We start from the raw sequence: 21,897 nt of genomic DNA, 5'->3' as shown, positions 1-21,897 counted from the left end.
ACTTGGGTATGAGGTGAAGCTATGTTAAACCGCGAGCTCGAAGTCACCCTCAATCTTGCCTTCAAAGAGGCTCGTTCGAAGCGTCATGAATTCATGACCGTCGAACACCTTTTGCTGGCACTTTTGGATAACGAAGCTGCCGCCACCGTTCTACGTGCGTGCGGCGCCAACCTCGACAAGCTCAAGCATGACCTGCAGGAGTTTATCGACTCCACCACGCCACTGATCCCCGTGCATGACGAGGACCGCGAAACCCAGCCAACCCTGGGGTTCCAGCGGGTATTGCAGCGTGCTGTGTTCCACGTACAGAGCTCCGGTAAGCGTGAAGTCACGGGCGCGAATGTGCTGGTGGCAATTTTCAGCGAACAGGAAAGCCAGGCCGTGTTCCTGCTCAAGCAGCAGAGCGTTGCCCGTATTGATGTAGTCAATTACATCGCCCACGGTATCTCCAAGGTGCCTGGGCACGGCGATCATTCCGAGGGCGAGCAGGATATGCAGGACGAGGAGGGCGGTGAGTCTTCTTCTTCCAGCAACCCGCTGGATGCCTATGCCAGCAACCTCAATGAAATGGCGCGCCAGGGGCGGATCGATCCGCTGGTGGGGCGTGAGCACGAGGTAGAGCGTGTAGCGCAGATACTTGCGCGTCGTCGCAAGAACAACCCGTTGCTGGTGGGCGAGGCGGGCGTGGGTAAAACCGCGATTGCCGAAGGCCTGGCCAAGCGCATTGTCGACAACCAGGTGCCAGACCTACTGGCCAGCAGTGTCGTCTATTCCCTTGACCTGGGCGCGTTGCTCGCCGGGACCAAGTACCGTGGCGATTTCGAGAAACGCTTCAAGGCGTTGCTCGGCGAGCTGAAAAAACGCCCGCAGGCCATCCTGTTCATCGACGAGATCCATACCATCATTGGCGCCGGTGCGGCTTCCGGTGGGGTGATGGACGCTTCCAACCTGCTCAAGCCGCTGCTGTCCTCCGGTGATATCCGCTGCATTGGTTCGACCACGTTCCAGGAATTTCGCGGCATCTTCGAAAAAGACCGTGCCCTGGCGCGTCGCTTCCAGAAAGTCGACGTGTCCGAGCCGTCGGTTGAAGATACCATTGGCATCCTGCGTGGGCTCAAGGGGCGTTTTGAAGCGCACCATGGCATCGAGTACACCGATGAGGCCTTGCGTGCGGCGGCTGAGCTGGCGTCGCGCTACATCAATGACCGGCATATGCCTGACAAGGCCATCGATGTGATCGACGAAGCGGGTGCCTACCAGCGCCTGCAACCGGTCGATAAGCGCGTGAAGCGCATCGACGTGCCTCAGGTCGAGGACATCGTGGCCAAGATCGCGCGGATTCCGCCAAAACACGTCACCAGTTCCGACAAGGAGCTGCTGCGTAACCTGGAGCGCGACCTCAAGCTCACCGTGTTTGGCCAGGATGCGGCCATCGACTCGCTGTCCACGGCGATCAAGTTGTCCCGTGCGGGCCTCAAGTCGCCGGACAAGCCAGTCGGTTCGTTCCTGTTCGCAGGCCCGACCGGTGTCGGCAAGACCGAGGCGGCTCGCCAGTTGGCCAAGGCCATGGGCATCGAGCTGGTCCGTTTCGACATGTCCGAGTACATGGAGCGCCACACTGTGTCGCGCTTGATCGGTGCGCCTCCGGGCTATGTCGGCTTCGACCAGGGCGGCCTGTTGACCGAGGCGATCACCAAGCAGCCACATTGCGTATTGCTGCTCGATGAAATCGAAAAGGCTCACCCGGAAGTCTTCAACCTGTTGTTGCAGGTCATGGACCACGGGACCCTGACCGATAACAACGGGCGCAAGGCGGACTTCCGCAATGTGATCGTGATCATGACCACCAACGCCGGTGCCGAAACCGCGGCGCGGGCTTCGATCGGCTTTACGCATCAGGATCACTCCTCCGATGCCATGGAAGTGATCAAGAAGAGCTTCACGCCGGAGTTCCGCAACCGCCTGGACACCATTATCCAGTTTGGTCGCCTCAGCCATGAGGTCATCAAAAGCGTGGTGGACAAGTTCCTCACCGAGCTTCAAGCGCAGTTGGAAGACAAGCGCGTGCAGCTGGATGTGACGGAAGCGGCCCGCAGTTGGATCGCAGAGGGCGGCTACGATGCGGCAATGGGCGCACGCCCGATGGCGCGTCTGATCCAGGACAAGATCAAGCGGCCACTGGCCGAAGAGATCCTGTTCGGCGAACTCTCCGACCATGGTGGCGTGGTGCACATCGACCTGAAGGACGGCGAGCTGACCTTCGAGTTCGAGACCACGGCGGAAATGGCCTGATCGTTAGCTGCAACATTGCAAAAGGCGCCGAAAGGCGCCTTTTTGCTGCCTGAAATACGATTTACGAGACTGTGACCATCAACTGTGGGAGCTGGGTTGCCTGCGATGGCGGTCCTTCGGTCGCACATCGTTAACTGGCCCACCGCTATCGCAGGCAAGCCAGCTCCCACAGGGTCAAGTGGCGACTGTTAAATCCTGCGCACACAAAAACGCCCGGCATAACCGGGCGTTTTGTATTGACTTGCTTAGCGAGCGCGGTAAGTGATGCGCCCTTTGCTCAAGTCATAGGGCGTCAGCTCGACGCGCACTTTGTCACCGGTAAGAATACGAATGTAGTTCTTGCGCATCTTGCCGGAGATATGCGCGGTTACGACGTGCCCATTTTCCAACTCCACACGAAACATGGTGTTGGGCAGGGTGTCGACGACAGTGCCTTCCATTTCGAAGCTGTCTTCTTTCGACATGCAGTAAAGCCCTCGGTATCCAGTGAATGGCCCGGTGCAACTGCGCCAGGCAAAAGCGGCGTGCATTGTGCCCGAAAAAGGGTGTTCAAGCCAAGGGGTTCTAGTTAAGCGTGACCCATCTTTGATTAATCAGCAGCTCAATGGGCCGATATTGGGTCTTGTAGTTCATCTTTTTGCAGTTCTTGATCCAGTATCCGAGGTACACCGCTTCCAGTTCCAGGCGCAGCGCTTCGCCTATCTGCCACAGGATGGCGAAGCGCCCGAGGCTGCGGCGTTCTTCGGTCGGTTCATAGAAGGTGTACACCGCCGAGAGGCCGTTGGGCAGTAGGTCGGTGACCGCCACGGCCAACAGGCGGCCGTCGAGGCGGAATTCGTAGAACCGCGAAAAGGGCAGGTCACGCACCAGGAATGTGGAAAACTGGTCGCGGCTGGGCGGATACATATCGCCGTCGGCATGACGCTGCTCGATATAGCGTTGGTAGAGATCGAAATATTCTTCGCTGTATTGGGGTTTGGTGGCGTGTACGGTCAGGTCGGCGTTGCGCTTGAGAATGCGTTTCTGGTTACGGTCGGGCGAAAACTGCGCAACCGGGATGCGTGCGGGCACGCAGGCATTACAGTTCTGGCAATGGGGGCGATACAGGTGATCGCCGCTGCGCCGGAAGCCCATCTCGGACAGGTCGGCATACACATGCACGTCCATGGGCTGGCTGGGATCGAGGAACAGCGTGGTGGCCTGCTCGTCGGGCAGATAGCTGCATGAGTGGGCTTGAGTGGCATAGAACTTCAAGCGCGCCAGCTCGGTCATGATCAACCCTCGGGATAAGCTTTGAAATAAGTGTAAGCCACGTGCGCGAAAGTCGCCTAGGAAACCCACGGCCCGGCGTTGGGTTGGTCCAGATGTTTGTCCAGGAAGTCAGCGAAGACGCTGCGCGGTATGCCGCGGGCACCCAGGCTGTGCAGGTGATCATTGGGCATCTGGCAATCGATCAGTACAAATCCCCAGGCTTGCAGTTGCCGGGTCAATGTGGCGAAGCCGAATTTGGAGGCGTTGTCGGCGCGGCTGAACATGGACTCGCCAAAAAACAACTGGCCCATCGCCAGGCCATACAGGCCACCTACCAGTTCGCCCTGGTCCCAGACCTCGACGGAATGCGCGTAGCCACGCTGGTGCAGCTCCAGATAGGCCTGCTGGATGCTTTCGGTGATCCAGGTGCCATCGGCATAGGCACGGGGCGCGGCGCAGGCGTGTATGACGGCGGCGAAATCCTGGTCGAAGGTCACGGTATAGCGCTGCTGGCGCAATAATTTGCCCAGGCTGCGGGAAACATGCAGCTCGTCGGGGAATATCACTGTGCGAGGGTCGGGTGACCACCAGAGGATAGGCTGGCCTTCGGAGAACCAGGGAAAACAGCCATGACGGTAGGCCTGGATCAGTCGTTCGGCCGACAGGTCGCCACCGGCGGCGAGCAGGCCGTTGGGTTCGCGCATGGCCTTGGCCAAAGGTGGGAACGTCAGGGTGTCGCGTTGTAACCAGGTCAGCATGGCATCCAGGCTTACGGAAGGGGAGGGGAGTGGCAGGTCATGCACCTGCACCGCAAGTGTTGATTATTGACGACCCGGCGCCACGGGGCCAGCCCGAATAGGCTATTAACGAGGATTAGCATGAGCGGGTGTTTCTGCAACTCTGCACACAGGGTGTGGTCGTAATCGGGTCTGGCGCATGCCGGCCATTTGCCAAGCTTGCCTGGATTGCTAAATACAGCTCATAAGCCTTTGTCAGCAAAGGCAATGCATGCTCAAATTGTCCGTGCAGTCAGGTGAAGGGCAAGTGCGTGGCATCGCGCACGCAAACCCGTACAATGCGGCCATTGTGGCGTTATCGCCATTTCACCTATCCGTCACCGGATGTTAAAAGTAGATTCAGCAACATTCGTTCATTTTTCAGCTGCTCCGGATAGAGCAGTCGTGTAGTCATTTAACAGATGGACGCGCTAAAGGCGCAGGAATAGACCCGTTTTGAAGAAATCCGCCGCAGCACCTAAAGCAGCAGTCGTACCGGCCTGGCGCCAGCACCTGCATTACCGACTCAAGGAAGGCGCACTGATTGCCATCGGTGCGCTGTGTCTGTTCCTGATGATGGCCTTGCTCACCTATGGCAAGGACGATCCGGGCTGGAGTCATAACAGCAAGATCGATGACGTGCAGAATTTCGGCGGCCCTGTAGGTTCTTACAGCGCCGATATCCTCTTCATGATCCTGGGTTACTTCGCCTACATTTTCCCGCTGTTGCTGGCGATCAAGACCTGGCAGATCTTCCGCCAGCGTCACGAGCCGTGGCAGTGGAGCGGCTGGCTGTTCTCCTGGCGCCTGATCGGCCTGGTGTTCCTGGTGCTGTCGGGTGCTGCGCTGGCGCATATCCACTTCCATGCACCGACCGGCTTGCCGGCGGGCGCGGGCGGGGCTCTGGGCGAAAGCCTCGGCGACCTGGCACGCCGTACCCTGAATATCCAGGGCAGCACCCTGATGTTCATCGCGCTGTTCCTGTTCGGCCTGACGGTATTCACCGACCTGTCATGGTTCAAGGTGATGGACGTGACCGGCAAGATCACCCTCGACCTGTTCGAATTGTTCCAGGGCGCCGCCAACCGCTGGTGGGCCGCCCGTGTCGAGCGCAAGCAAATGGTGGCGCAGTTGCGTGAGGTTGACACCCGTGTCAACGAGGTGGTGGCTCCAAGCACGCCGGATCGACGCGAGCAAGCCAAGGTCAAGGAGCGCTTGATCGAGCGCGAGCAGGCCCTGAGCAAGCACATGTCGGACCGTGAAAGGCAGGTGCCGCCCGTGATCGCCCCGGCACCGCCCAAGGCGCCGGAGCCCAGCCATCGCGTGCAAAAAGAGAAGCAGGCACCGTTGTTTATCGACAGCGCTGTCGAAGGCACCTTGCCGCCGATCTCGATTCTGGACCCGGCCGAAAAGAAACAACTCAACTATTCCCCCGAATCCCTGGCGGCCGTCGGCCACCTGCTGGAAATCAAGCTCAAGGAATTCGGCGTCGAAGTGTCGGTGGACTCGATCCATCCGGGCCCGGTGATCACCCGTTACGAAATCCAACCGGCCGCCGGGGTAAAAGTCAGCCGTATTTCCAACCTGGCCAAAGATTTGGCACGTTCCCTGGCCGTCACCAGCGTGCGCGTGGTGGAAGTGATCCCGGGCAAGACCACCGTGGGTATCGAGATCCCCAACGAAGACCGGCAGATCGTGCGCTTCTCCGAAGTGCTGTCGACCCCGGAATACGACAACTTCAAATCGCCGGTCACCCTGGCGCTCGGCCATGACATCGGCGGCAAGCCGGTGATTACCGACCTGGCGAAAATGCCGCACCTGCTGGTAGCCGGTACCACCGGTTCCGGTAAGTCGGTGGGTGTGAACGCCATGATCCTGTCGATCCTGTTCAAGTCCGGGCCGGATGACGCCAAGCTCATCATGATCGACCCGAAGATGCTGGAACTGTCGATCTACGAAGGCATCCCGCACCTGCTGTGCCCGGTGGTTACCGACATGAAGGACGCCGCCAACGCCCTGCGTTGGAGCGTTGCCGAGATGGAGCGCCGCTACAAGCTGATGGCGAAGATGGGCGTGCGTAACCTGTCGGGCTTCAATGCCAAGGTCAAGGAAGCCCAGGACGCCGGCACACCGCTGACCGACCCGCTGTACAAGCGCGAAAGCATTCACGATGAAGCACCACTGCTGACCAAGCTGCCGACCATCGTGGTGGTGGTCGATGAATTTGCCGACATGATGATGATCGTCGGCAAGAAGGTTGAAGAGCTGATCGCCCGTATCGCCCAGAAGGCGCGGGCGGCGGGCATCCACTTGATTCTCGCGACCCAGCGGCCGTCGGTGGACGTGATCACCGGCCTGATCAAGGCCAACATTCCGACGCGCATGGCGTTCCAGGTCTCCAGCAAGATCGACTCGCGTACCATCATCGACCAGGGTGGCGCCGAGCAACTGCTGGGCCACGGTGACATGCTGTACATGCCGCCCGGGACCAGCCTGCCGATTCGCGTTCACGGCGCCTTTGTTTCCGATGACGAAGTCCACCGTGTGGTCGAAGCCTGGAAACTGCGCGGCGCGCCGGAATATAACGACGACATTCTCGCTGGCGTGGAAGAGGCCGGCAGCGGCTTCGACGGTGGCAGCAGCGGTGGCGACGATGATGCTGAAACCGACGCGCTCTACGACGAGGCCGTGGCCTTCGTACTGGAAAGCCGCCGTGCCTCGATTTCGGCGGTGCAGCGCAAGCTTAAAATCGGCTACAACCGCGCCGCCCGCATGATCGAAGCCATGGAAATGGCCGGCGTCGTGACCGCAATGAACACCAATGGCTCGCGTGAAGTCATCGCCCCTGGGCAGATGCGCGACTGATTCCGCGCCGCGTGGCAACACGCGGCGTGCCCTGACTACTCAATGAGGACTCCCATGCGCTTTATCCGCATGCTGTTGTTGCCGGCCCTGGCCTTGACCGCTGTTTCGGCTCACGCTGACCCGGCTTCCGTCGCCAGCCTGAAGAACCTGTTGGACAAATCCCAGACCCTCACCGCGCGCTTCTCCCAGCTGACCCTGGATGCAGGCGGCACCCAGTTGCAGGAAACCGCCGGTGAAATGGCCGTGCAGCGCCCAGGGCTGTTCTACTGGCATACCGAAGGCAAGGCTGAGCAGACCATCGTTTCCGACGGCCAGAAAGTCACGCTGTGGGACCCGGACCTGGAACAAGCCACCATCAAGAAGCTCGATCCACGCCTGAACCAGACCCCGGCACTGCTGCTGTCGGGTGATGTGTCGAAAATCAACGACAGCTTCGACATCACCTCCAAGCAGACCAGCAACGTCATCGAGTTCACCCTCAAGCCAAAATCCAAGGACACGCTGTTTGACACGCTGTCCCTGTCGTTCGGCAACGGCGTGATCAACAACATGCGCCTGGTCGACAGCGTCGGCCAGCGCACCGATATCCTGTTCTCCGGGGTCAAGGCCAACCAGCCGGTGCCCGCGTCCAAGTTCAAGTTCGACATCCCCAAGGGTGCCGACGTGATCCAGGAATAAACTGCCCAGAGGTTTCAAACGCTGCCCATGGATCTGTTTCGAAGTGACCCGATTGCCCAGCCATTGGCCGCGCGCTTGCGTTCGACCAACCTGGATGAGTACGTCGGTCAGGAACACCTGCTCGCTCGCGGCAAACCCTTGCGCGAAGCCTTGGAGCAGGGTGCGCTGCATTCGATGATTTTCTGGGGGCCGCCGGGCGTGGGCAAGACCACCCTGGCGCGGCTGCTGGCGAAAGTCTCGGACGCGCACTTTGAAACGGTCTCGGCGGTGCTCGCCGGGGTGAAGGAGATCCGCCAGGCGGTGGAAGTGGCCAAGCAGCAGGCCGGGCAATACGGCAAGCGCACTATCCTGTTCGTCGACGAAGTGCATCGCTTCAACAAGTCGCAGCAGGATGCGTTCCTGCCTTATGTCGAGGACGGTACGCTGATCTTTATCGGCGCCACCACCGAAAACCCTTCCTTTGAATTGAACAACGCCTTGTTGTCACGGGCGCGGGTCTATGTGCTCAAGAGCCTGGATGAAGCGGCGATGCAAAAGCTGCTGCACCGTGCCTTGAGCGAAGACAAGGGCCTGGGCAAGCGCCAGCTGAGCCTCAGCGATGAAGGCTTCAAGATTTTGCTGACCGCCGCCGATGGTGACGGGCGTCGCTTTCTCAACCTGCTGGAGAACGCTTCCGACCTGGCCGAAGACGGCGGCGAGATTGGCGTTGATCTGTTGCAAAGCCTGCTGGGTGACACGCGCCGACGTTTCGACAAGGGCGGCGAAGCCTTCTACGACCAGATTTCCGCGCTGCACAAATCCGTACGCGGTTCCAACCCTGACGGCGCGCTGTATTGGTTTGCGCGCATGATCGATGGCGGTTGCGACCCGCTGTACCTGGCGCGCCGCGTAGTGCGCATGGCCAGCGAAGACATCGGCAACGCCGACCCGCGGGCCCTGAGCCTGTGCCTGGCCGCCTGGGAGGTGCAGGAGCGCCTCGGCAGCCCGGAAGGCGAGCTGGCGGTGGCCCAGGCCATCACCTACCTGGCCTGCGCGCCGAAAAGCAACGCGGTGTATATGGGCTTCAAGTCGGCCCTGCGTGCGGCCGCCGAGCACGGCTCCCTCGAAGTGCCGCTGCACCTGCGCAACGCACCGACCAAGCTGATGAAGCAACTGGGGTATGGCGACGAATACCGTTATGCCCACGATGAGCCGGACGCCTATGCGGCCGGCGAAGACTACTTCCCCGATGAGCTGGAGCCGCAGCCGTTCTACCAGCCCGTGCCCCGTGGCCTGGAGCTGAAGATCGGTGAGAAGCTCAATCACCTGGCCACCCTCGACCGTCTGAGCCCCCGGCAGCGGAGAAAATCATGATTCCTTTGGTGGTCGCCGTCTCGGTGGGGGGGATTGCCGGGACGCTGTTGCGCTTCGCCACCGGCAATTGGATCAACGCCAATTGGCCGAAACACTTCTATACGGCGACGCTCGCCGTTAATATCGTGGGCTGCCTGTTGATCGGCGTGTTATACGGCCTGTTTTTGTTACGCCCGGAAGTGCCTGTCGAGGTACGTGCCGGCCTGATGGTTGGCTTTCTTGGCGGCCTGACGACTTTTTCATCCTTTTCACTGGATACCGTGCGCCTGCTGGAAAGCGGGCAAGTGCCGCTGGCGATTGGCTATGCGGCCATCAGCGTATTCGGCGGGCTGCTCGCCACCTGGGCTGGCCTGTCCTTGACCAAACTTTGATAACGAGAGACCGACATGCTCGATTCCAAACTGTTACGTAGCAACCTTCAGGACGTAGCGGACCGCCTGGCATCCCGTGGCTTTGCCTTGGATGTTGCGCGCATCGAAGCGCTGGAAGAACAGCGCAAGACCGTCCAGACCCGCACCGAAGCACTGCAGGCTGAACGTAATGCGCGCTCCAAGTCCATCGGCCAGGCCAAGCAGCGCGGCGAAGATATCGCGCCGTTGATGGCGGATGTCGAGCGCATGGGCACTGAGCTGTCCGACGGCAAAATCGAGCTGGAAGGCATTCAGACCCAGTTGGATTCGATCCTGCTGGGCATTCCGAACCTGCCCCACGAATCCGTACCGGTCGGCGAAGATGAAGACGGCAACGTCGAAGTGCGCCGCTGGGGCACGCCGAAAGCCTTCGATTTCGAGATCAAGGACCACGTCGCCCTGGGCGAATTGACCGGTGGCCTGGATTTTGAAACCGCGGCAAAAATGTCCGGCGCACGCTTTGCCTTGCTGCGCGGCCCGATTGCGCGCATGCACCGTGCACTGGCGCAGTTCATGATCAACCTGCACACCGGCGAACACGGTTACGAAGAGGCCTACACCCCGTACCTGGTTCAGGCGCCGGCGTTGATGGGCACCAGCCAACTGCCGAAATTCGAAGAAGACCTGTTCAAGATCAGCCGCGACGGCGAAGCCGACCTGTACCTGATCCCGACGGCCGAAGTGTCGCTGACCAATATCGTCGCCGGCGAAATCCTCGACGCCAAGCAACTGCCGTTGAAGCTGGTTGCCCACAGCCCGTGCTTCCGTAGCGAAGCCGGCGCATCGGGTCGCGATACCCGCGGCATGATCCGCCAGCATCAGTTCGACAAGGTTGAAATGGTCCAGGTAGTAGAACCGTCGACCTCCATGCAAGCCCTGGAAGGCCTGACTGCCAACGCCGAGCGCGTGTTGCAGCTGCTGGAGCTGCCGTACCGCGTACTGGCCCTGTGCACGGGCGACATGGGCTTCAGCGCCGTGAAAACCTACGACCTGGAAGTGTGGGTGCCGAGCCAGGACAAATACCGCGAGATTTCGTCGTGCTCCAACTGCGGTGACTTCCAGGCCCGTCGCATGCAGGCGCGTTTCCGCAACCCGGAAACCGGCAAGCCGGAACTGGTGCATACCCTCAACGGTTCGGGCCTGGCCGTAGGCCGTACCCTGGTGGCCGTGCTGGAAAACTACCAGCAGGCGGACGGTTCGATCCGTGTACCTGAGGTGCTCAAGCCTTACATGGCGGGCGTTGAGGTCATCCGCTAAATGGAATTTCTGCCGCTGTTTCATAACCTGCGCGGCAGTCGTGTGTTGGTCGTCGGTGGTGGGGAGATTGCCTTGCGCAAATCCCGGCTGCTGGCCGATGCCGGCGCGGTGTTGCGGGTGGTTGCTCCCCAGATCGAAAGCCAGCTGCGTGAGCTGGTGCTGGGCAGTGGCGGGGAACTGATGTTGCGCGGTTATCAGGAGACCGACCTGGACGGTTGCACCCTGATTATCGCGGCTACCGACGATGAGCCACTGAATGCGCAAGTGTCCAGTGATGCCAAGCGTCGCTGCGTGCCGGTCAATGTGGTGGACGCGCCAGCGTTGTGCAGCGTGATATTCCCGGCGATTGTCGACCGTTCACCCCTGGTGATTGCCGTCTCCAGCGGCGGTGACGCGCCGGTACTGGCACGGCTGATCCGCGCCAAGCTGGAAACCTGGATTCCCTCCACCTACGGGCAACTGGCTGGGCTGGCCGCGCGTTTTCGGGCTCAGGTCAAAGGTTTGTACCCGGATGTGCAGCAGCGCCGGGCGTTCTGGGAAGAAGTGTTCCAGGGCCCGATTGCCGACCGCCAGTTGGCCGGGCAGGGCGAGGAGGCCGAGCGCCTGTTGATCGAAAAGGTCAATGGCGCGCCGCCTTACGCGCCCGGTGAGGTGTACCTGGTGGGTGCAGGCCCAGGTGACCCGGATTTGCTGACCTTCCGCGCATTGCGCCTGATGCAGCAAGCCGACGTGGTGCTGTACGACCGTTTGGTTGCGCCGGCGATTTTGGAACTGTGCCGTCGTGATGCCGAGCGCGTGTACGTCGGCAAGCGTCGTGCCGATCACGCGGTGCCTCAAGACCAGATCAACCAGCAACTGGTCGACCTGGCCAAGCAAGGCAAGCGCGTGCTGCGCCTTAAAGGGGGTGACCCGTTCATCTTTGGTCGTGGTGGCGAAGAGATCGAGGAATTGGCGGCCCATGGCATCCCCTTCCAGGTGGTGCCGGGTATCACGGCAGCCAGTGGTTGTGCGGCTTATGCCGGGATTCCGCTGACTCACCGCGATTATGCCCAGTCGGTACGGTTTATTACCGGGCACTTGAAGAACGGTACCTCGGACTTGCCTTGGCAAGACCTGGTCGGCCCCTCACAGACCCTGGTGTTCTACATGGGCTTGATTGGCTTGCCGATCATTTGCGAGCAGTTGATCAAGCACGGGCGCTCCGCAGATACCCCAGCGGCGCTGATCCAGCAGGGCACCACGTCCAACCAGCGCGTGTTCACCGGCACCCTGGCCGACCTGCCGCGCATGGTGGCGGAGCATGAAGTGCATGCGCCGACACTGGTGATCGTGGGTGAGGTGGTGGTACTGCGTGAAAAGCTCAAGTGGTTCGAGGGCGCCCAGTCCCAAGTCTGACCTCAAAAGCATCGGGGGCAAGCCCCCTCCCACATTGGAATGCATTCCAAGTGTGGGAGGGGGCTTGCCCCCGATGAGGCCATCTCATTACAACCGATGATCCGGATCAGCCAAAGACACCTTTACCCGGCAGCCGCACCCGATCATGCTCCGTATCAAACCTCTGCAACGGCCCCTTCGGCACAATCCCCGTCGGGTTGATCGTGCGATGGCTGGCATAGTAATGCCCCTTGATATGCTCGAAATCCACCGTCTCGGCCACCCCCGGCCACTGATACATCTCCCGCAGCCAGTTCGACAAATTCCCATAGTCGGCAATTCGCCGCAGGTTGCATTTGAAGTGGCTGTAGTACACCGCATCAAAACGAATCAGCGTAGTGAACAGCCGTACATCGGCTTCGGTCAGGTACTCGCCGGCCAGATAACGATGGCTGCCCAGGTGCTGTTCCAAATGATCCAGCTCGGCAAACACATCATCAAACGCACTTTCATACGCCTGTTGTGAGGTGGCGAAACCTGCGCGGTACACACCGTTGTTCACGGCGGGGTAGATGCGTTCGTTGAGGCTGTCGATGGTCGAATGCAGGGCTTGGGGGTAGAAATCCAGGGTATTGCCGGTCAGCGCATTGAACGCACTGTTGAACATGCGGATGATCTCCGCCGATTCATTGCTGACGATGCGCTTGAGCTTTTTGTCCCACAGCACCGGCACGGTCACGCGCCCGGTATAGTCGGCGGTATCGGCGGTGTAGCGTTGGTGCATGAAGTTGAAACCGTCGAGGTTGTCGCCGCTGGAGCCGTGGGCCTTGTCGAAGGTCCAGCCGTTTTCCAGCATCAGCCAACTGACCACCGAGACGTCGATCAGGCTTTCCAGGCCCTTGAGCTTGCGCAGAATCAAGGTGCGGTGCGCCCACGGGCAGGCGAGGGATACATAGAGGTGATAGCGACCGGCCTCGGCCTTGAAGCCGCCTTCACCACTCGGGCCTGGCGCGCCATCGGCGGTCACCCAGTTGCGGCGTTGTGCCTGCTCCCGTTGGAAAGCGCCATCGGCGCTACTTTCGTACCACTGGTCTTTCCACTGTCCGTCGATCAATAAACCCATGACTGGCTCCTTGGCTGATAAGCGTTGGAGCCCAGTCTAAAGGGATGAGTTCGAACTAAAAGCGCAAAGAACCGGCGTGAATGATCGATTAAATCGATTTATCCCGTGCGTCCCAGTACTGCTGGGCCAACTCGAACGCCTGTTGCCGTGGGTGGCCAAGGCCGCGCAGGGCCAACGCCATGGTGGCGATCAACGCCAGTTGCGGGTAGCTGTCTTCAACATCGCCGCGCCACAGCGCTTTGAGGTGCTCGGGCTCAAGCGTTGCTGGCTTGACGTGGCGCTGGTCTGAGAGGGCGGGCCACTCTTCGTCCCAGCTCTGGCCGCCGGTGGTGCCGTACAGGTGACTGAGGGTGTCGGGGTTGATCTCGATCTCGCCGCCGTCGCCCTTGACCACAATCACGTTGTCACCCAGCAAGCCACTGGCATCGCGATGCACGCCCTGGTAACCGGGGTGGAAAATGCTTTGCAGGCCACAACGCGCATTCAGCGGGTTGAGCAGGCGCGCCAGAGAGTGGATAGGCGAGCGCAGGCCCAGGGTGTTGCGCAGGTCGATCATGCGTTGCAGCTGTGGGGCCCAATCACCCAGCGGGATAAATGCCAGGTTGCCGTGGGCGAAGGTGCTCTGGACCTGTTGCCAGTCGCGGCACAGCGGGATCTGCAAGCCGTCCAGCAATTGCTCGGTGTACAAGCGCCCCGCAGTGTGGGCGCCGCCGCCGTGCATCAGGATGCGCACGCCGTTCTGCGCCAGGCATTTGGCTGCCAGCAGGAACCACGGCAGGTGGCGCTTTTTACCGGCGTAGGTCGGCCAGTCGATATCGACGTTCAGCGCTGGCGCGTGCAGGCGCTCACGTACGGCTTCGGTGAAACCGGCGAGTTCTTCCGGGCTTTCTTCCTTGTGGCGCAGCAGCATCAGGAAGGCGCCGAGCTGGGTGTCCTCGACCTTTTCGTCGAGCAGCATGCCCATGGCTTCCCGCGCTTCCTCGCGGGTGAGGTTGCGCGCGCCACGCTTGCCTTTGCCGAGGATGCGCACGAACTGCGCAAAGGGATGCTCTTGGGGCGTTACGAGAGTCAGGGGGGCAAAGTCGGTCATAAGCAATTCGTCGGCCTGGGCAGGCCCGCCAGCTTGGCGGCGAGTTTGGCGGGAGTGCCGTTGAACAGTTTGTTGAGGTGCAGGCTGTTGCCCTTTTCCGGGCCCAGCTTCAAGGCGGTGTACTTGATCAGCGGGCGCGTGGCGGGGGATAGCTGGAATTCGGTGTAGAACTGGCGCAGCAGGGTGAGGATTTCCCAGTGTGCCGGCGTCAGCTCCAAGGCTTCGGCAGCGGCCAGGGCATTCGCCACTTCATCGGACCAGTCGTTGAGGTCGACGAGGTAGCCGTCCTTATCCAGTTCCAGGGTGCGTGCGCCGACGGTCAGGGTGTTCATAGCCAGGTGTTGACCTTGTCGTAGTCGATCGACAGTTGCACGAAGCCTGGGTAATCGACGCTGTCAGCCCAGTCGGGCAGCGGCAGGTTGCGCGCCTGCATGTCTTCGGCCAGCACAAACACCTTTACGCCTTTGGTATGCAGGGCGGGCGTGTGCAGGCCGTAGGCTCCGTCACCACATAGGAGGATAGCGTCCTCGGTGCCACAGATGCGCAGGCAGCTGTCGAGGCGGCTGTCGGTAAACGGGGAATGAGACACCACATGTAGAGTCGACATCAGAGGGTAATCACCTGGTCGTAACGGTCAATCAGCTGGAAAATGGCTTGGCTGTCGAGCGCCTGCGCGTGGGCAGGCGGCGGCAACCCGCGTGCGGTCAGGCTATGGCTGCACGCGAACACGTCATCAATGCCGAACAGGCCCAGGGCCTGCAGGTTGGCACTCAGGTCTTTCTGTTGCACGGCCTTGGCCGCTTGGTTCGGCGCCAGTTGGAACACACCGTCATCCAGGAACAGCAGGCCAATGGGCAGATCGAACGCGCCGCCGGCCAGCACGATATCCAGTGCTTCCCGCGCACTCGGCCCGGACCATGGGGCCTGGCGGCTGATCACCAATAAGGATCTGGACATGTCACGGCCCTCCAAAACAGATCAGGCGGTCGGCGTCCTGGATCGCGTCATGCAATTGCCCCAGGCCCGACAACGCCCAGGGTGCTTCCAGGTTGACCGCGCTGCGTTGGTAACGCGCAGCCTCCTCGGCATTAAGCACACCCCGGCGCAGGGCTGCGGCGATGCACACCACGCCGTCGAGTTGGTGCTGGCTGACAAACTCGCGCCATTGGCGCGCAATGTCTTGCTCATCCTGGGGCGCGACGATGTTATTGGACGCGCTGTACACGCCGTCCTGGTAGAAAAACAGCCGCACGATCTCATGCCCGCCGGCCAGCGCCGCCTGGGCGAACAACAGGGCGCGGCGCGAGGAGGGCGCGTGGGCGGCGCTATACAGTGCAATCGCGAACTTCATGGAAGACTCTGCCAACAAACGTCGGCCAATGATAAAGCCGCCGCCGCGAAAAAGCCCGCCGTGATCAAAACGGTCACTGTGGTTGATCGTTCTGACGATTGCCGGCAGCTGCCCGGCTGCCTAGTCTGTGAGTATTCGCAACCCAACTGGAGTCCCCATGTCAGGTCCCTTGGCGTCCCTTAAAGTGTTGGATTTTTCCACCTTGCTGCCCGGCCCGTTTGCCTCCCTGATGCTGGCGGACATGGGCGCCGAGGTGCTGCGTATCGAATCGCCCACACGGATGGACCTGTTGCGGGTATTGCCGCCCCATGATCGTGGTACCTCGGCCAGCCACGCCTACCTCAATCGCAACAAGCGCAGCCTGGCCCTGGACCTCAAGCAGGCCGAGGCGCTGGAGATTGTGCGTGAGTTGGTCAAGGGCCATGACATCCTGCTCGAGCAGTTCCGCCCCGGTGTCATGGAGCGCCTGGGCCTGGGCTATGAGGCGCTGAAGGCGATCAACCCGCGGCTGATCTATGTGTCGATCACCGGTTACGGCCAGACCGGCCCCTATAAGGACCGCGCCGGGCACGATATCAACTACCTGGCGTTGGCCGGCGTGGCCAGCCATACCGGGCGCCAGGACACCGGCCCGTTGCCCCTGGGCGTACAGCTGGCGGATGTGGCGGGCGGTTCACTGCATGCCGTGGTGGGCTTGCTGGCGGCGGTGATTGCCAGGCAGCAAAGCGGGGTGGGGCAATACCTGGATGTGAGCATGACCGATTGCTCGTTCAGTCTGAATGCCATGGCGGGGGCCGGCTACCTGGCTTGTGGGGTCGAGCCTGGGTGGGAGAACCATGTGCTCAATGGCGGGAGTTTCTATGACTACTACCGTACACGCGATGGGCGCTGGATGTCGGTGGGCAGTTTGGAACCGGGGTTTATGCAGCAGCTGTGCGCGGCCTTGGGGCGCCCGGAACTGGCGGCACACAGCGTGACGCCCGAACGCCAGGCCGTGCTCAAACAGGCGTTGCAGGTGGAGTTCGAGAAGCGCAGTTTTGAAGAGTTGTGTGAGTTGTTTGCCGGGGTGGATGCCTGTGTTGAGCCAGTGTTGAGTTTGAGCGAAGCGGCGGAGCATCCCCAGTTGAAGGCGCGGGAGCTAGTCAGCCAGGTGCCCCGGGGTGACGGCTCGACACAAGCGCAATTGGCCTGCCCGCTAAAATTCTCCGAGGGGTTGCCGGCGCCTAGGCATATTGGGGTGGCGGTGGGGGCGCACAGTGATGAGGTGCTGGCGGAGTTGGGGTTCGGTATTGAGCGGATAGAGCAATTGCGGCAGGCCAAGGTTGTAGGTTGACTGAGCGGGCGCTTTCGCAGGCAAGCCAGCTCCCACATCTGGATCTGTGAACGCAATCAAAATGTGGGAGCTGGCTTGCCTGCGAAGAGGCCCTCATTCCACCCGAGTTTCTCCAGTGAACACCAGAGTCTGCCGACACCGCCGACACAAATACCGCCGCCCCTGGTTCACCAGCCCATGGCGCTGCGGTGAAAACGGAAAATCACTGTCCGCACACGGGCAGCGGTAAATATAGCGAGTCACTTGCCGACGCTTGACCTCGTAGGTGTGGCAACGGTCGGGCGGCAGCTCATAAACCCCGCGCATGATCAACTGCCATTCCTCGCCATGGGGCTGGATACGCTCGCCAAACAATTGGTGGGCAATCAGGTGCGCCACTTCATGGGCCACGGTTTGCTTGAGAAAGTGTTGGCTGTTTTCACGGTACAACTGAGGGTTGAAGCGCAGCAGGTTCTCGTGCAAATGCGCGACACCGGCCTTCTGGCCCCGCAGCTTGAGGCTGACCTGGGGGCGTTTGAAGCTTCGTTTGAAAAAGGATTCGGCTTGCAGGAAACAATCTTCGACGCGGGTATTGAGTTGCTCGGGCATGCTGTACATATCTCCAGAGACGCCCAGTATGCCGCAAAGCTGGGTGTTTCCGAATCTGTCAGGCGCCGAATGGTCATGCAGAACGCACAAAGCCACCTTGCGGTGGCCGTGCCTGCGGGTTTTTTCGTTCAACTGGTGTAGATCGGCCCGACGCCCAGGCCCCAGACGATCACGGTAAAGGCCATGATCGCCACCAGCACCACCAGGCCGACGGCCAATACCGAGCTGGAAAACAGGAAGCCTTCATCCGGGTCGATACTCATGAAGGTCGGCAGCCCCACATACAGCAGGTACACCGTGTAGCAGATCGCCGCCGTGCCCACGACCATGCCCAGCCACATATGCGGGTAGAGCGCCGCCAGCCCGCCGATAAACAAGGGTGTGGCGGTATAAGTGGCAAACGCCACGCAGCGGGCCATGCTTGGGCTGGCGTCGTAGGTGCGGGCCATCCAATGAATGAATGCACCCATCACCGCCACGCCGCACAGCATGGCCGCGTAGGACATGAGGGTCATCCACAGCGCGCTTTCCTGGGTCAGCATCACCGGGGCGCGGTTGCCGATGACCCAGCCGACCTGAGTGGTGCCAATAAAGGCGGAAATGGCGGGGATCGCCGCGAGAATCAGGGTATGAGTGAGGTACATGTGGCTGATGCTTTCTTCTTTATCGCCACGGATTTCCCGCCATTCCTGGTCGGGATGGGTAAACAGCCCCACGACGTGATGGATCATGCCAGTCACTCCTGTCGTTATTACCATCGCCCCCCATCGGAGCGCCCACGGGCCAAATGGCCTGAAAGGTCTGGATAGATGTGCGACCTCAAGTCGCAGTATAGAAAGGGATGACCGGAATAACCGTAGGGCCTTTAGAGCAAATTGCGCTGTAAACACTCACGCTAATCGCGGTGCGGTCTGTCAGGATTCATGGGATCCAGTGTGGGAGCTGGCTTGCCTGCGATGGCGGCCTGTCCGGACCAGAGATGTTGACTGGCACACCGCTATCGCAGGCAAGCCAGCTCCCACATTGGAACTCGGCGAGTCTTACCGGTAAAATGCTGCGCTTTTCGTCACACACCTTTGCGGATCCAAGCGCCATGGGCACTCTTACAGTCAACCAGAACAAACTGCAAAAACGCCTGCGTCGCCTGGCCGGTGAAGCAGTCGCCGATTTCAATATGATCGAGGACGGCGACAAGGTCATGGTCTGCCTCTCCGGCGGCAAAGACAGCTACACCATGCTCGACGTGTTGCTGCACCTGCAAAAGGTCGCGCCGATCAAGTTCGAGATCGTGGCGGTCAACATGGACCAGAAACAACCCGGTTTCCCTGAGCATGTGCTGCCGGCCTATTTGAAAGAACTGGGCGTGGAGTACCACATTGTCGAGAAAGACACCTACTCGGTGGTCAAGGAATTGATCCCGGAAGGCAAGACCACCTGCTCGCTGTGCTCGCGCCTGCGCCGCGGCACGCTCTATACCTTTGCCGATGAGATCGGCGCGACCAAGATGGCCTTGGGTCATCACCGCGATGACATCGTCGAAACCTTCTTCCTCAATATGTTCTTCAACGGCTCGCTCAAGGCCATGCCGCCCAAGCTGCGTGCCGATGATGGGCGCAACGTGGTGATCCGCCCGCTGGCGTATTGCAACGAGAAGGACATCCAGGCTTATTCCGACTTCAAGCAATTCCCGATCATCCCGTGCAACCTGTGCGGCTCCCAGGAAAACCTGCAGCGCCAGGTGGTCAAGGAGATGCTGGTGGACTGGGAGCGCAAGACCCCGGGGCGTACCGAAAGTATCTTCCGCAGCCTGCAAAACGTGATCCCGTCGCAATTGGCCGACCGCAACCTGTTTGACTTCACCAGCTTGAAAATCGATGAGACCGCCGCATCGCGTTTCGTCAATGTAGTGAACCTCTGAGTCTTCCCGAGGCTCTAGTACACGGCGCTTGCGGGCGCCGTTTTCAATTCGACTGACAGGAGAGGGCATGCGCGATTACAAGTGGCTGCACGAATATTGTCTGAACCGCTTCGGTTCGGCGGCCAAGTTGGAAGCCCATCTGCCGGTGCCCAAGACCCCGGCGCAATTGCGCAAGATCACCGATGACCGTTACCTGTCGACCTTGGCGCTTCGGGTGTTCCGCGCCGGTTTGAAGCACAGCGTGGTTGATGCCAAATGGCCGGCGTTCGAGCAGGTGTTCTTCGGTTTCGACCCGGAAAAAGTCGTGCTGATGGGCGCCGAGCACTTGGAACGGTTGATGCAGGACGCCCGCATCATCCGCCACCTGGGCAAGCTCAAGAGTGTGCCGCGCAATGCGCAGATGATCCTGGATATCGAGCAGGAAAAAGGCAGCTTCGGTGCGTTTATCGCCGATTGGCCAGTGACTGACATCGTTGGGCTCTGGAAGTACCTGAGCAAGCATGGCCATCAACTGGGCGGGCTGTCGGCGCCGCGCTTTTTGCGCATGGTCGGCAAGGACACCTTTGTGCCAAGCGATGACGTGGTGGCGGCGCTGAATGCGCAGAAGATTGTCGACAAGGCCCCGACCAGCCTGCGCGACCTGGCGACGGTGCAGGGCGCCTTCAACCAGTGGCATGCCGAGAGTGGGCGGCCGATGTGTCAGTTGTCGATGATGTTGGCTTACACGGTGAATCATTGATCACCTGATCGTTCCCACGCTCCGCGTGGGAATGCATCCTGTGACGCTCCGCGTCACCCTTGCACTAGGCCCGGGACGCAGAGCGTCCTGGGCAGCATTCCCACGCGGAGCGTGGGAACGATCAGTCAATCGGCCAGTCGACGGTTCAACTGATGCCGCCAACGCACATACAGCAACGCCGTGCAAAACACCGCCAGGCTCGCCAGCATTTCCAGCACACCGAACCACTGGCGGTTCGGGTCATACGCCGCCAGCGCGCCCTTGATGAAATACAGGTTCACCACAAAGCACATCCACGAATGCCCGCGTGCGCTGCCCATCAGCATGCCTGGCGCAAGTATCAGCAGCGGCACCAACTCGATCAGCAGGATGACCCACGGGCGCGCCCCATGCAGGTCGGCGACCAACAGGTAGTACGCGCACAACAAGCCCACCAGGCCTAAAAACGCCAGCAGGCTCAGCGCGCGTGCCACCTTGACCCGCGGCGCCAGCCATTCCCGCGTTGGCAGGACCTTAGGCTTCCTGGCCACGGCCGTTCTCCAACAGCGTGGCGGTCTTGGCCAGGCGCAGGCCCAAGGCCCGGCACAGGGTGATTTCATGTTGATCGAGCATGCGCTTACCGTCTGGCCCGGAATGGTGGCTGGCGCCATACGGCGTGCCGCCGCCCTGGGTGTCGAGCAGTGCCTGCTCGCTGTAGGGCAGGCCGGTGATCAACATGCCATGGTGCAGCAGCGGTAGCAGCATCGACATCAGCGTGGTCTCCTGGCCGCCATGCAGGCTGGCGGTGGAGGTGAACACGCCGGCCGGCTTGCCGACCAAAGCGCCGGTAAGCCACAGGTTGCTGGTGCCATCGAGGAAGTACTTGAGCGGCGCGGCCATGTTGCCGAACCGGGTCGGGCTGCCCAGGGCCAGGCCCGAGCAGTGCTTCAGGTCGTCCAGGCTGGCATACAGCGCGCCTTCGTCGGGAATGCTCGGCGCCACCGCTTCGCACTCGGTGGAAATCGCCGGCACGGTGCGCAACCGCGCTTCCATGCCGCCTTGCTCGATACCGCGGGCAATCTGCCGGGCCATCTCGCTCACCGAGCCGTTACGGCTGTAATACAACACCAGCACATAGCGCGTAGTCACGGCAGGATCTCCAGCACGTTCTCGGGTGGGCGGCCAATGATGGCTTTGTCGGCGGTTGCCAGGATCGGGCGTTCCATCAGCTTGGGATGGGCTGCGATGGCGGCGATCAGTTGGGTGTCGCTGAGGCTGGCGTCTGCCAGGTTCAGGGTTTTGTATTCGTCTTCGCCGGTGCGCAGCAGTTGGCGTGCGCTGATCCCCAGTTTTTTCAGCAGGGCCTCGATTTGCGCGGCATCCAGCGGGGTATCCAGGTAGCGCACGACGGTCGGGGTGAGGCCGCGGGCTTCCAGCAGTTCCAGCGCACCGCGGGATTTCGAGCAGCGCGGGTTGTGATAAAGCGTCAGATCGGTCATGTGCGGGTCGCATCTTGCGTA

The 21,897-nt window shown here is 60.9% G+C and carries 24 protein-coding genes; 10 read left to right on the top strand and 14 right to left on the bottom strand.

The genetic code is table 11. The features are described from left to right. Positions 1-21: 21 nt before the first annotated feature. The gene (clpA, locus tag AB4P90_RS17380) at positions 22-2,292 is read left to right on the top strand and encodes an ATP-dependent Clp protease ATP-binding subunit ClpA (RefSeq protein WP_395605181.1); all 2,271 of its coding nucleotides are present in this window, start codon (positions 22-24) and stop codon (positions 2,290-2,292) included. Positions 2,293-2,537: 245 nt separating this feature from the next. On the opposite strand, the gene infA is transcribed toward clpA, so the two are convergent. The 3 genes from infA to aat all read right to left on the bottom strand — a co-directional run bounded on the left by infA (position 2,538) and on the right by aat (position 4,301). Then, on the bottom strand, positions 2,538-2,756 hold the full coding sequence (infA, locus tag AB4P90_RS17375) for a translation initiation factor IF-1 (protein ID WP_002553999.1): 219 nt from the start codon (positions 2,754-2,756) through the stop codon (positions 2,538-2,540). A 100-nt stretch (positions 2,757-2,856) separates the two neighbouring features. Then, positions 2,857-3,564 (bottom strand): arginyltransferase, encoded by a 708-nt coding sequence (locus tag AB4P90_RS17370; RefSeq protein WP_003192088.1) that lies wholly within the window; start codon positions 3,562-3,564, stop codon positions 2,857-2,859. A gap of 56 nt (positions 3,565-3,620) precedes the next feature. After that, positions 3,621-4,301 carry a leucyl/phenylalanyl-tRNA--protein transferase gene (gene aat / locus AB4P90_RS17365; protein ID WP_014718900.1) on the bottom strand — a complete coding sequence of 227 codons (681 nt, stop codon included), beginning with the start codon at positions 4,299-4,301 and terminating at the stop codon, positions 3,621-3,623. A 474-nt stretch (positions 4,302-4,775) separates the two neighbouring features. Here aat and ftsK point away from each other — a divergent pair, with 474 nt between their 5' ends. Genes ftsK through cysG form a run of 6 tightly spaced genes read left to right on the top strand, consistent with a single transcriptional unit; the run spans position 4,776 to position 12,277 of the window. Further along, positions 4,776-7,184, top strand: a complete 2,409-nt coding sequence (gene ftsK, locus AB4P90_RS17360) for a DNA translocase FtsK (RefSeq protein ID WP_395605180.1) — start codon at positions 4,776-4,778, stop codon at positions 7,182-7,184. A gap of 54 nt (positions 7,185-7,238) precedes the next feature. Continuing rightward, positions 7,239-7,862, top strand: a complete 624-nt coding sequence (gene lolA, locus AB4P90_RS17355; protein WP_003174700.1) for an outer membrane lipoprotein chaperone LolA — start codon at positions 7,239-7,241, stop codon at positions 7,860-7,862. A 27-nt stretch (positions 7,863-7,889) separates the two neighbouring features. Continuing rightward, positions 7,890-9,215, top strand: coding sequence for a replication-associated recombination protein A (locus AB4P90_RS17350; RefSeq protein WP_014718899.1), 1,326 nt, complete (start codon positions 7,890-7,892; stop codon positions 9,213-9,215). Further along, positions 9,212-9,586 (top strand): fluoride efflux transporter CrcB, encoded by a 375-nt coding sequence (gene crcB / locus AB4P90_RS17345; RefSeq protein WP_014718898.1) that lies wholly within the window; start codon positions 9,212-9,214, stop codon positions 9,584-9,586. The genes AB4P90_RS17350 and crcB overlap by 4 nt, the downstream gene beginning before the upstream one ends. A gap of 15 nt (positions 9,587-9,601) precedes the next feature. Further along, positions 9,602-10,882, top strand: coding sequence for a serine--tRNA ligase (gene serS, locus AB4P90_RS17340; RefSeq protein WP_019816715.1), 1,281 nt, complete (start codon positions 9,602-9,604; stop codon positions 10,880-10,882). Beyond that, positions 10,883-12,277 (top strand): siroheme synthase CysG, encoded by a 1,395-nt coding sequence (cysG, locus tag AB4P90_RS17335; protein WP_395605179.1) that lies wholly within the window; start codon positions 10,883-10,885, stop codon positions 12,275-12,277. A 106-nt stretch (positions 12,278-12,383) separates the two neighbouring features. Here cysG and AB4P90_RS17330 read toward each other — a convergent pair whose 3' ends face one another. From AB4P90_RS17330 to tusD, 6 genes are all read right to left on the bottom strand, one after another. Continuing rightward, a complete protein-coding gene (locus AB4P90_RS17330) occupies positions 12,384-13,379 on the bottom strand; it encodes a glutathione S-transferase family protein (RefSeq protein ID WP_060767000.1) in 996 nt (331 codons plus the stop codon). 88 nt (positions 13,380-13,467) lie between these two features. Continuing rightward, positions 13,468-14,469: a glycosyl transferase family protein gene (locus AB4P90_RS17325; RefSeq protein ID WP_014718894.1), complete on the bottom strand. Its 1,002-nt coding sequence runs from the start codon at positions 14,467-14,469 to the stop codon at positions 13,468-13,470. Next, entirely contained in the window at positions 14,466-14,801 is a 336-nt protein-coding gene (locus AB4P90_RS17320) for a TusE/DsrC/DsvC family sulfur relay protein (RefSeq protein WP_014718893.1), read from the bottom strand. Before AB4P90_RS17320 ends, AB4P90_RS17325 begins: the two co-directional genes overlap by 4 nt. Continuing rightward, entirely contained in the window at positions 14,798-15,076 is a 279-nt protein-coding gene (tusB, locus tag AB4P90_RS17315) for a sulfurtransferase complex subunit TusB (protein WP_020302956.1), read from the bottom strand. The genes AB4P90_RS17320 and tusB overlap by 4 nt, the downstream gene beginning before the upstream one ends. Beyond that, on the bottom strand, positions 15,076-15,426 hold the full coding sequence (tusC, locus tag AB4P90_RS17310; protein ID WP_032902851.1) for a sulfurtransferase complex subunit TusC: 351 nt from the start codon (positions 15,424-15,426) through the stop codon (positions 15,076-15,078). Before tusC ends, tusB begins: the two co-directional genes overlap by 1 nt. A 1-nt stretch (position 15,427) precedes the next feature. Next, positions 15,428-15,820, bottom strand: a complete 393-nt coding sequence (gene tusD, locus AB4P90_RS17305) for a sulfurtransferase complex subunit TusD (RefSeq protein ID WP_003192069.1) — start codon at positions 15,818-15,820, stop codon at positions 15,428-15,430. A 157-nt stretch (positions 15,821-15,977) separates the two neighbouring features. Between tusD and AB4P90_RS17300 the strand changes: the two genes are divergently transcribed. Beyond that, positions 15,978-17,153: a CaiB/BaiF CoA-transferase family protein gene (locus AB4P90_RS17300; RefSeq protein WP_020302957.1), complete on the top strand. Its 1,176-nt coding sequence runs from the start codon at positions 15,978-15,980 to the stop codon at positions 17,151-17,153. 93 nt (positions 17,154-17,246) lie between these two features. Here the strand turns inward: AB4P90_RS17300 and AB4P90_RS17295 are convergent, their stop codons facing one another. Both AB4P90_RS17295 and AB4P90_RS17290 read right to left on the bottom strand, forming a co-directional pair. Further along, entirely contained in the window at positions 17,247-17,741 is a 495-nt protein-coding gene (locus AB4P90_RS17295) for a SprT family zinc-dependent metalloprotease (RefSeq protein WP_003192067.1), read from the bottom strand. A 128-nt stretch (positions 17,742-17,869) separates the two neighbouring features. Next, positions 17,870-18,472 (bottom strand): Yip1 family protein, encoded by a 603-nt coding sequence (locus tag AB4P90_RS17290; protein ID WP_014718889.1) that lies wholly within the window; start codon positions 18,470-18,472, stop codon positions 17,870-17,872. 362 nt (positions 18,473-18,834) lie between these two features. Here AB4P90_RS17290 and ttcA point away from each other — a divergent pair, with 362 nt between their 5' ends. Together ttcA and AB4P90_RS17280 are read left to right on the top strand one after the other, a co-directional pair. Then, positions 18,835-19,659, top strand: coding sequence for a tRNA 2-thiocytidine(32) synthetase TtcA (gene ttcA / locus AB4P90_RS17285; protein WP_014718888.1), 825 nt, complete (start codon positions 18,835-18,837; stop codon positions 19,657-19,659). A gap of 67 nt (positions 19,660-19,726) precedes the next feature. Further along, positions 19,727-20,398, top strand: a complete 672-nt coding sequence (locus AB4P90_RS17280; RefSeq protein ID WP_014718887.1) for a DNA-3-methyladenine glycosylase I — start codon at positions 19,727-19,729, stop codon at positions 20,396-20,398. A 125-nt stretch (positions 20,399-20,523) separates the two neighbouring features. On the opposite strand, the gene AB4P90_RS17275 is transcribed toward AB4P90_RS17280, so the two are convergent. From AB4P90_RS17275 to arsC, 3 genes are read right to left on the bottom strand one after another with little or no spacing between them, the layout of a single operon-like run. Continuing rightward, entirely contained in the window at positions 20,524-20,928 is a 405-nt protein-coding gene (locus AB4P90_RS17275) for a DUF2069 domain-containing protein (protein ID WP_032902853.1), read from the bottom strand. After that, a complete protein-coding gene (gene wrbA / locus AB4P90_RS17270; RefSeq protein ID WP_153474968.1) occupies positions 20,912-21,469 on the bottom strand; it encodes an NAD(P)H:quinone oxidoreductase in 558 nt (185 codons plus the stop codon). Before wrbA ends, AB4P90_RS17275 begins: the two co-directional genes overlap by 17 nt. Before the next feature lie 53 nt (positions 21,470-21,522). Next, complete coding sequence (gene arsC / locus AB4P90_RS17265) at positions 21,523-21,876, bottom strand: arsenate reductase (glutaredoxin) (RefSeq protein ID WP_014718884.1); 354 nt, start codon at positions 21,874-21,876, stop codon at positions 21,523-21,525. Positions 21,877-21,897: the final 21 nt, after the last annotated feature.

The organism is Pseudomonas sp. B16120 (genome assembly GCF_044218845.1).
Lineage (GTDB): Bacteria > Pseudomonadota > Gammaproteobacteria > Pseudomonadales > Pseudomonadaceae > Aquipseudomonas > Aquipseudomonas paracarnis.
The sequence above is the reverse complement of the archived record's forward strand: the minus strand, read 5'-3'. Positions and strand labels throughout refer to the sequence as shown.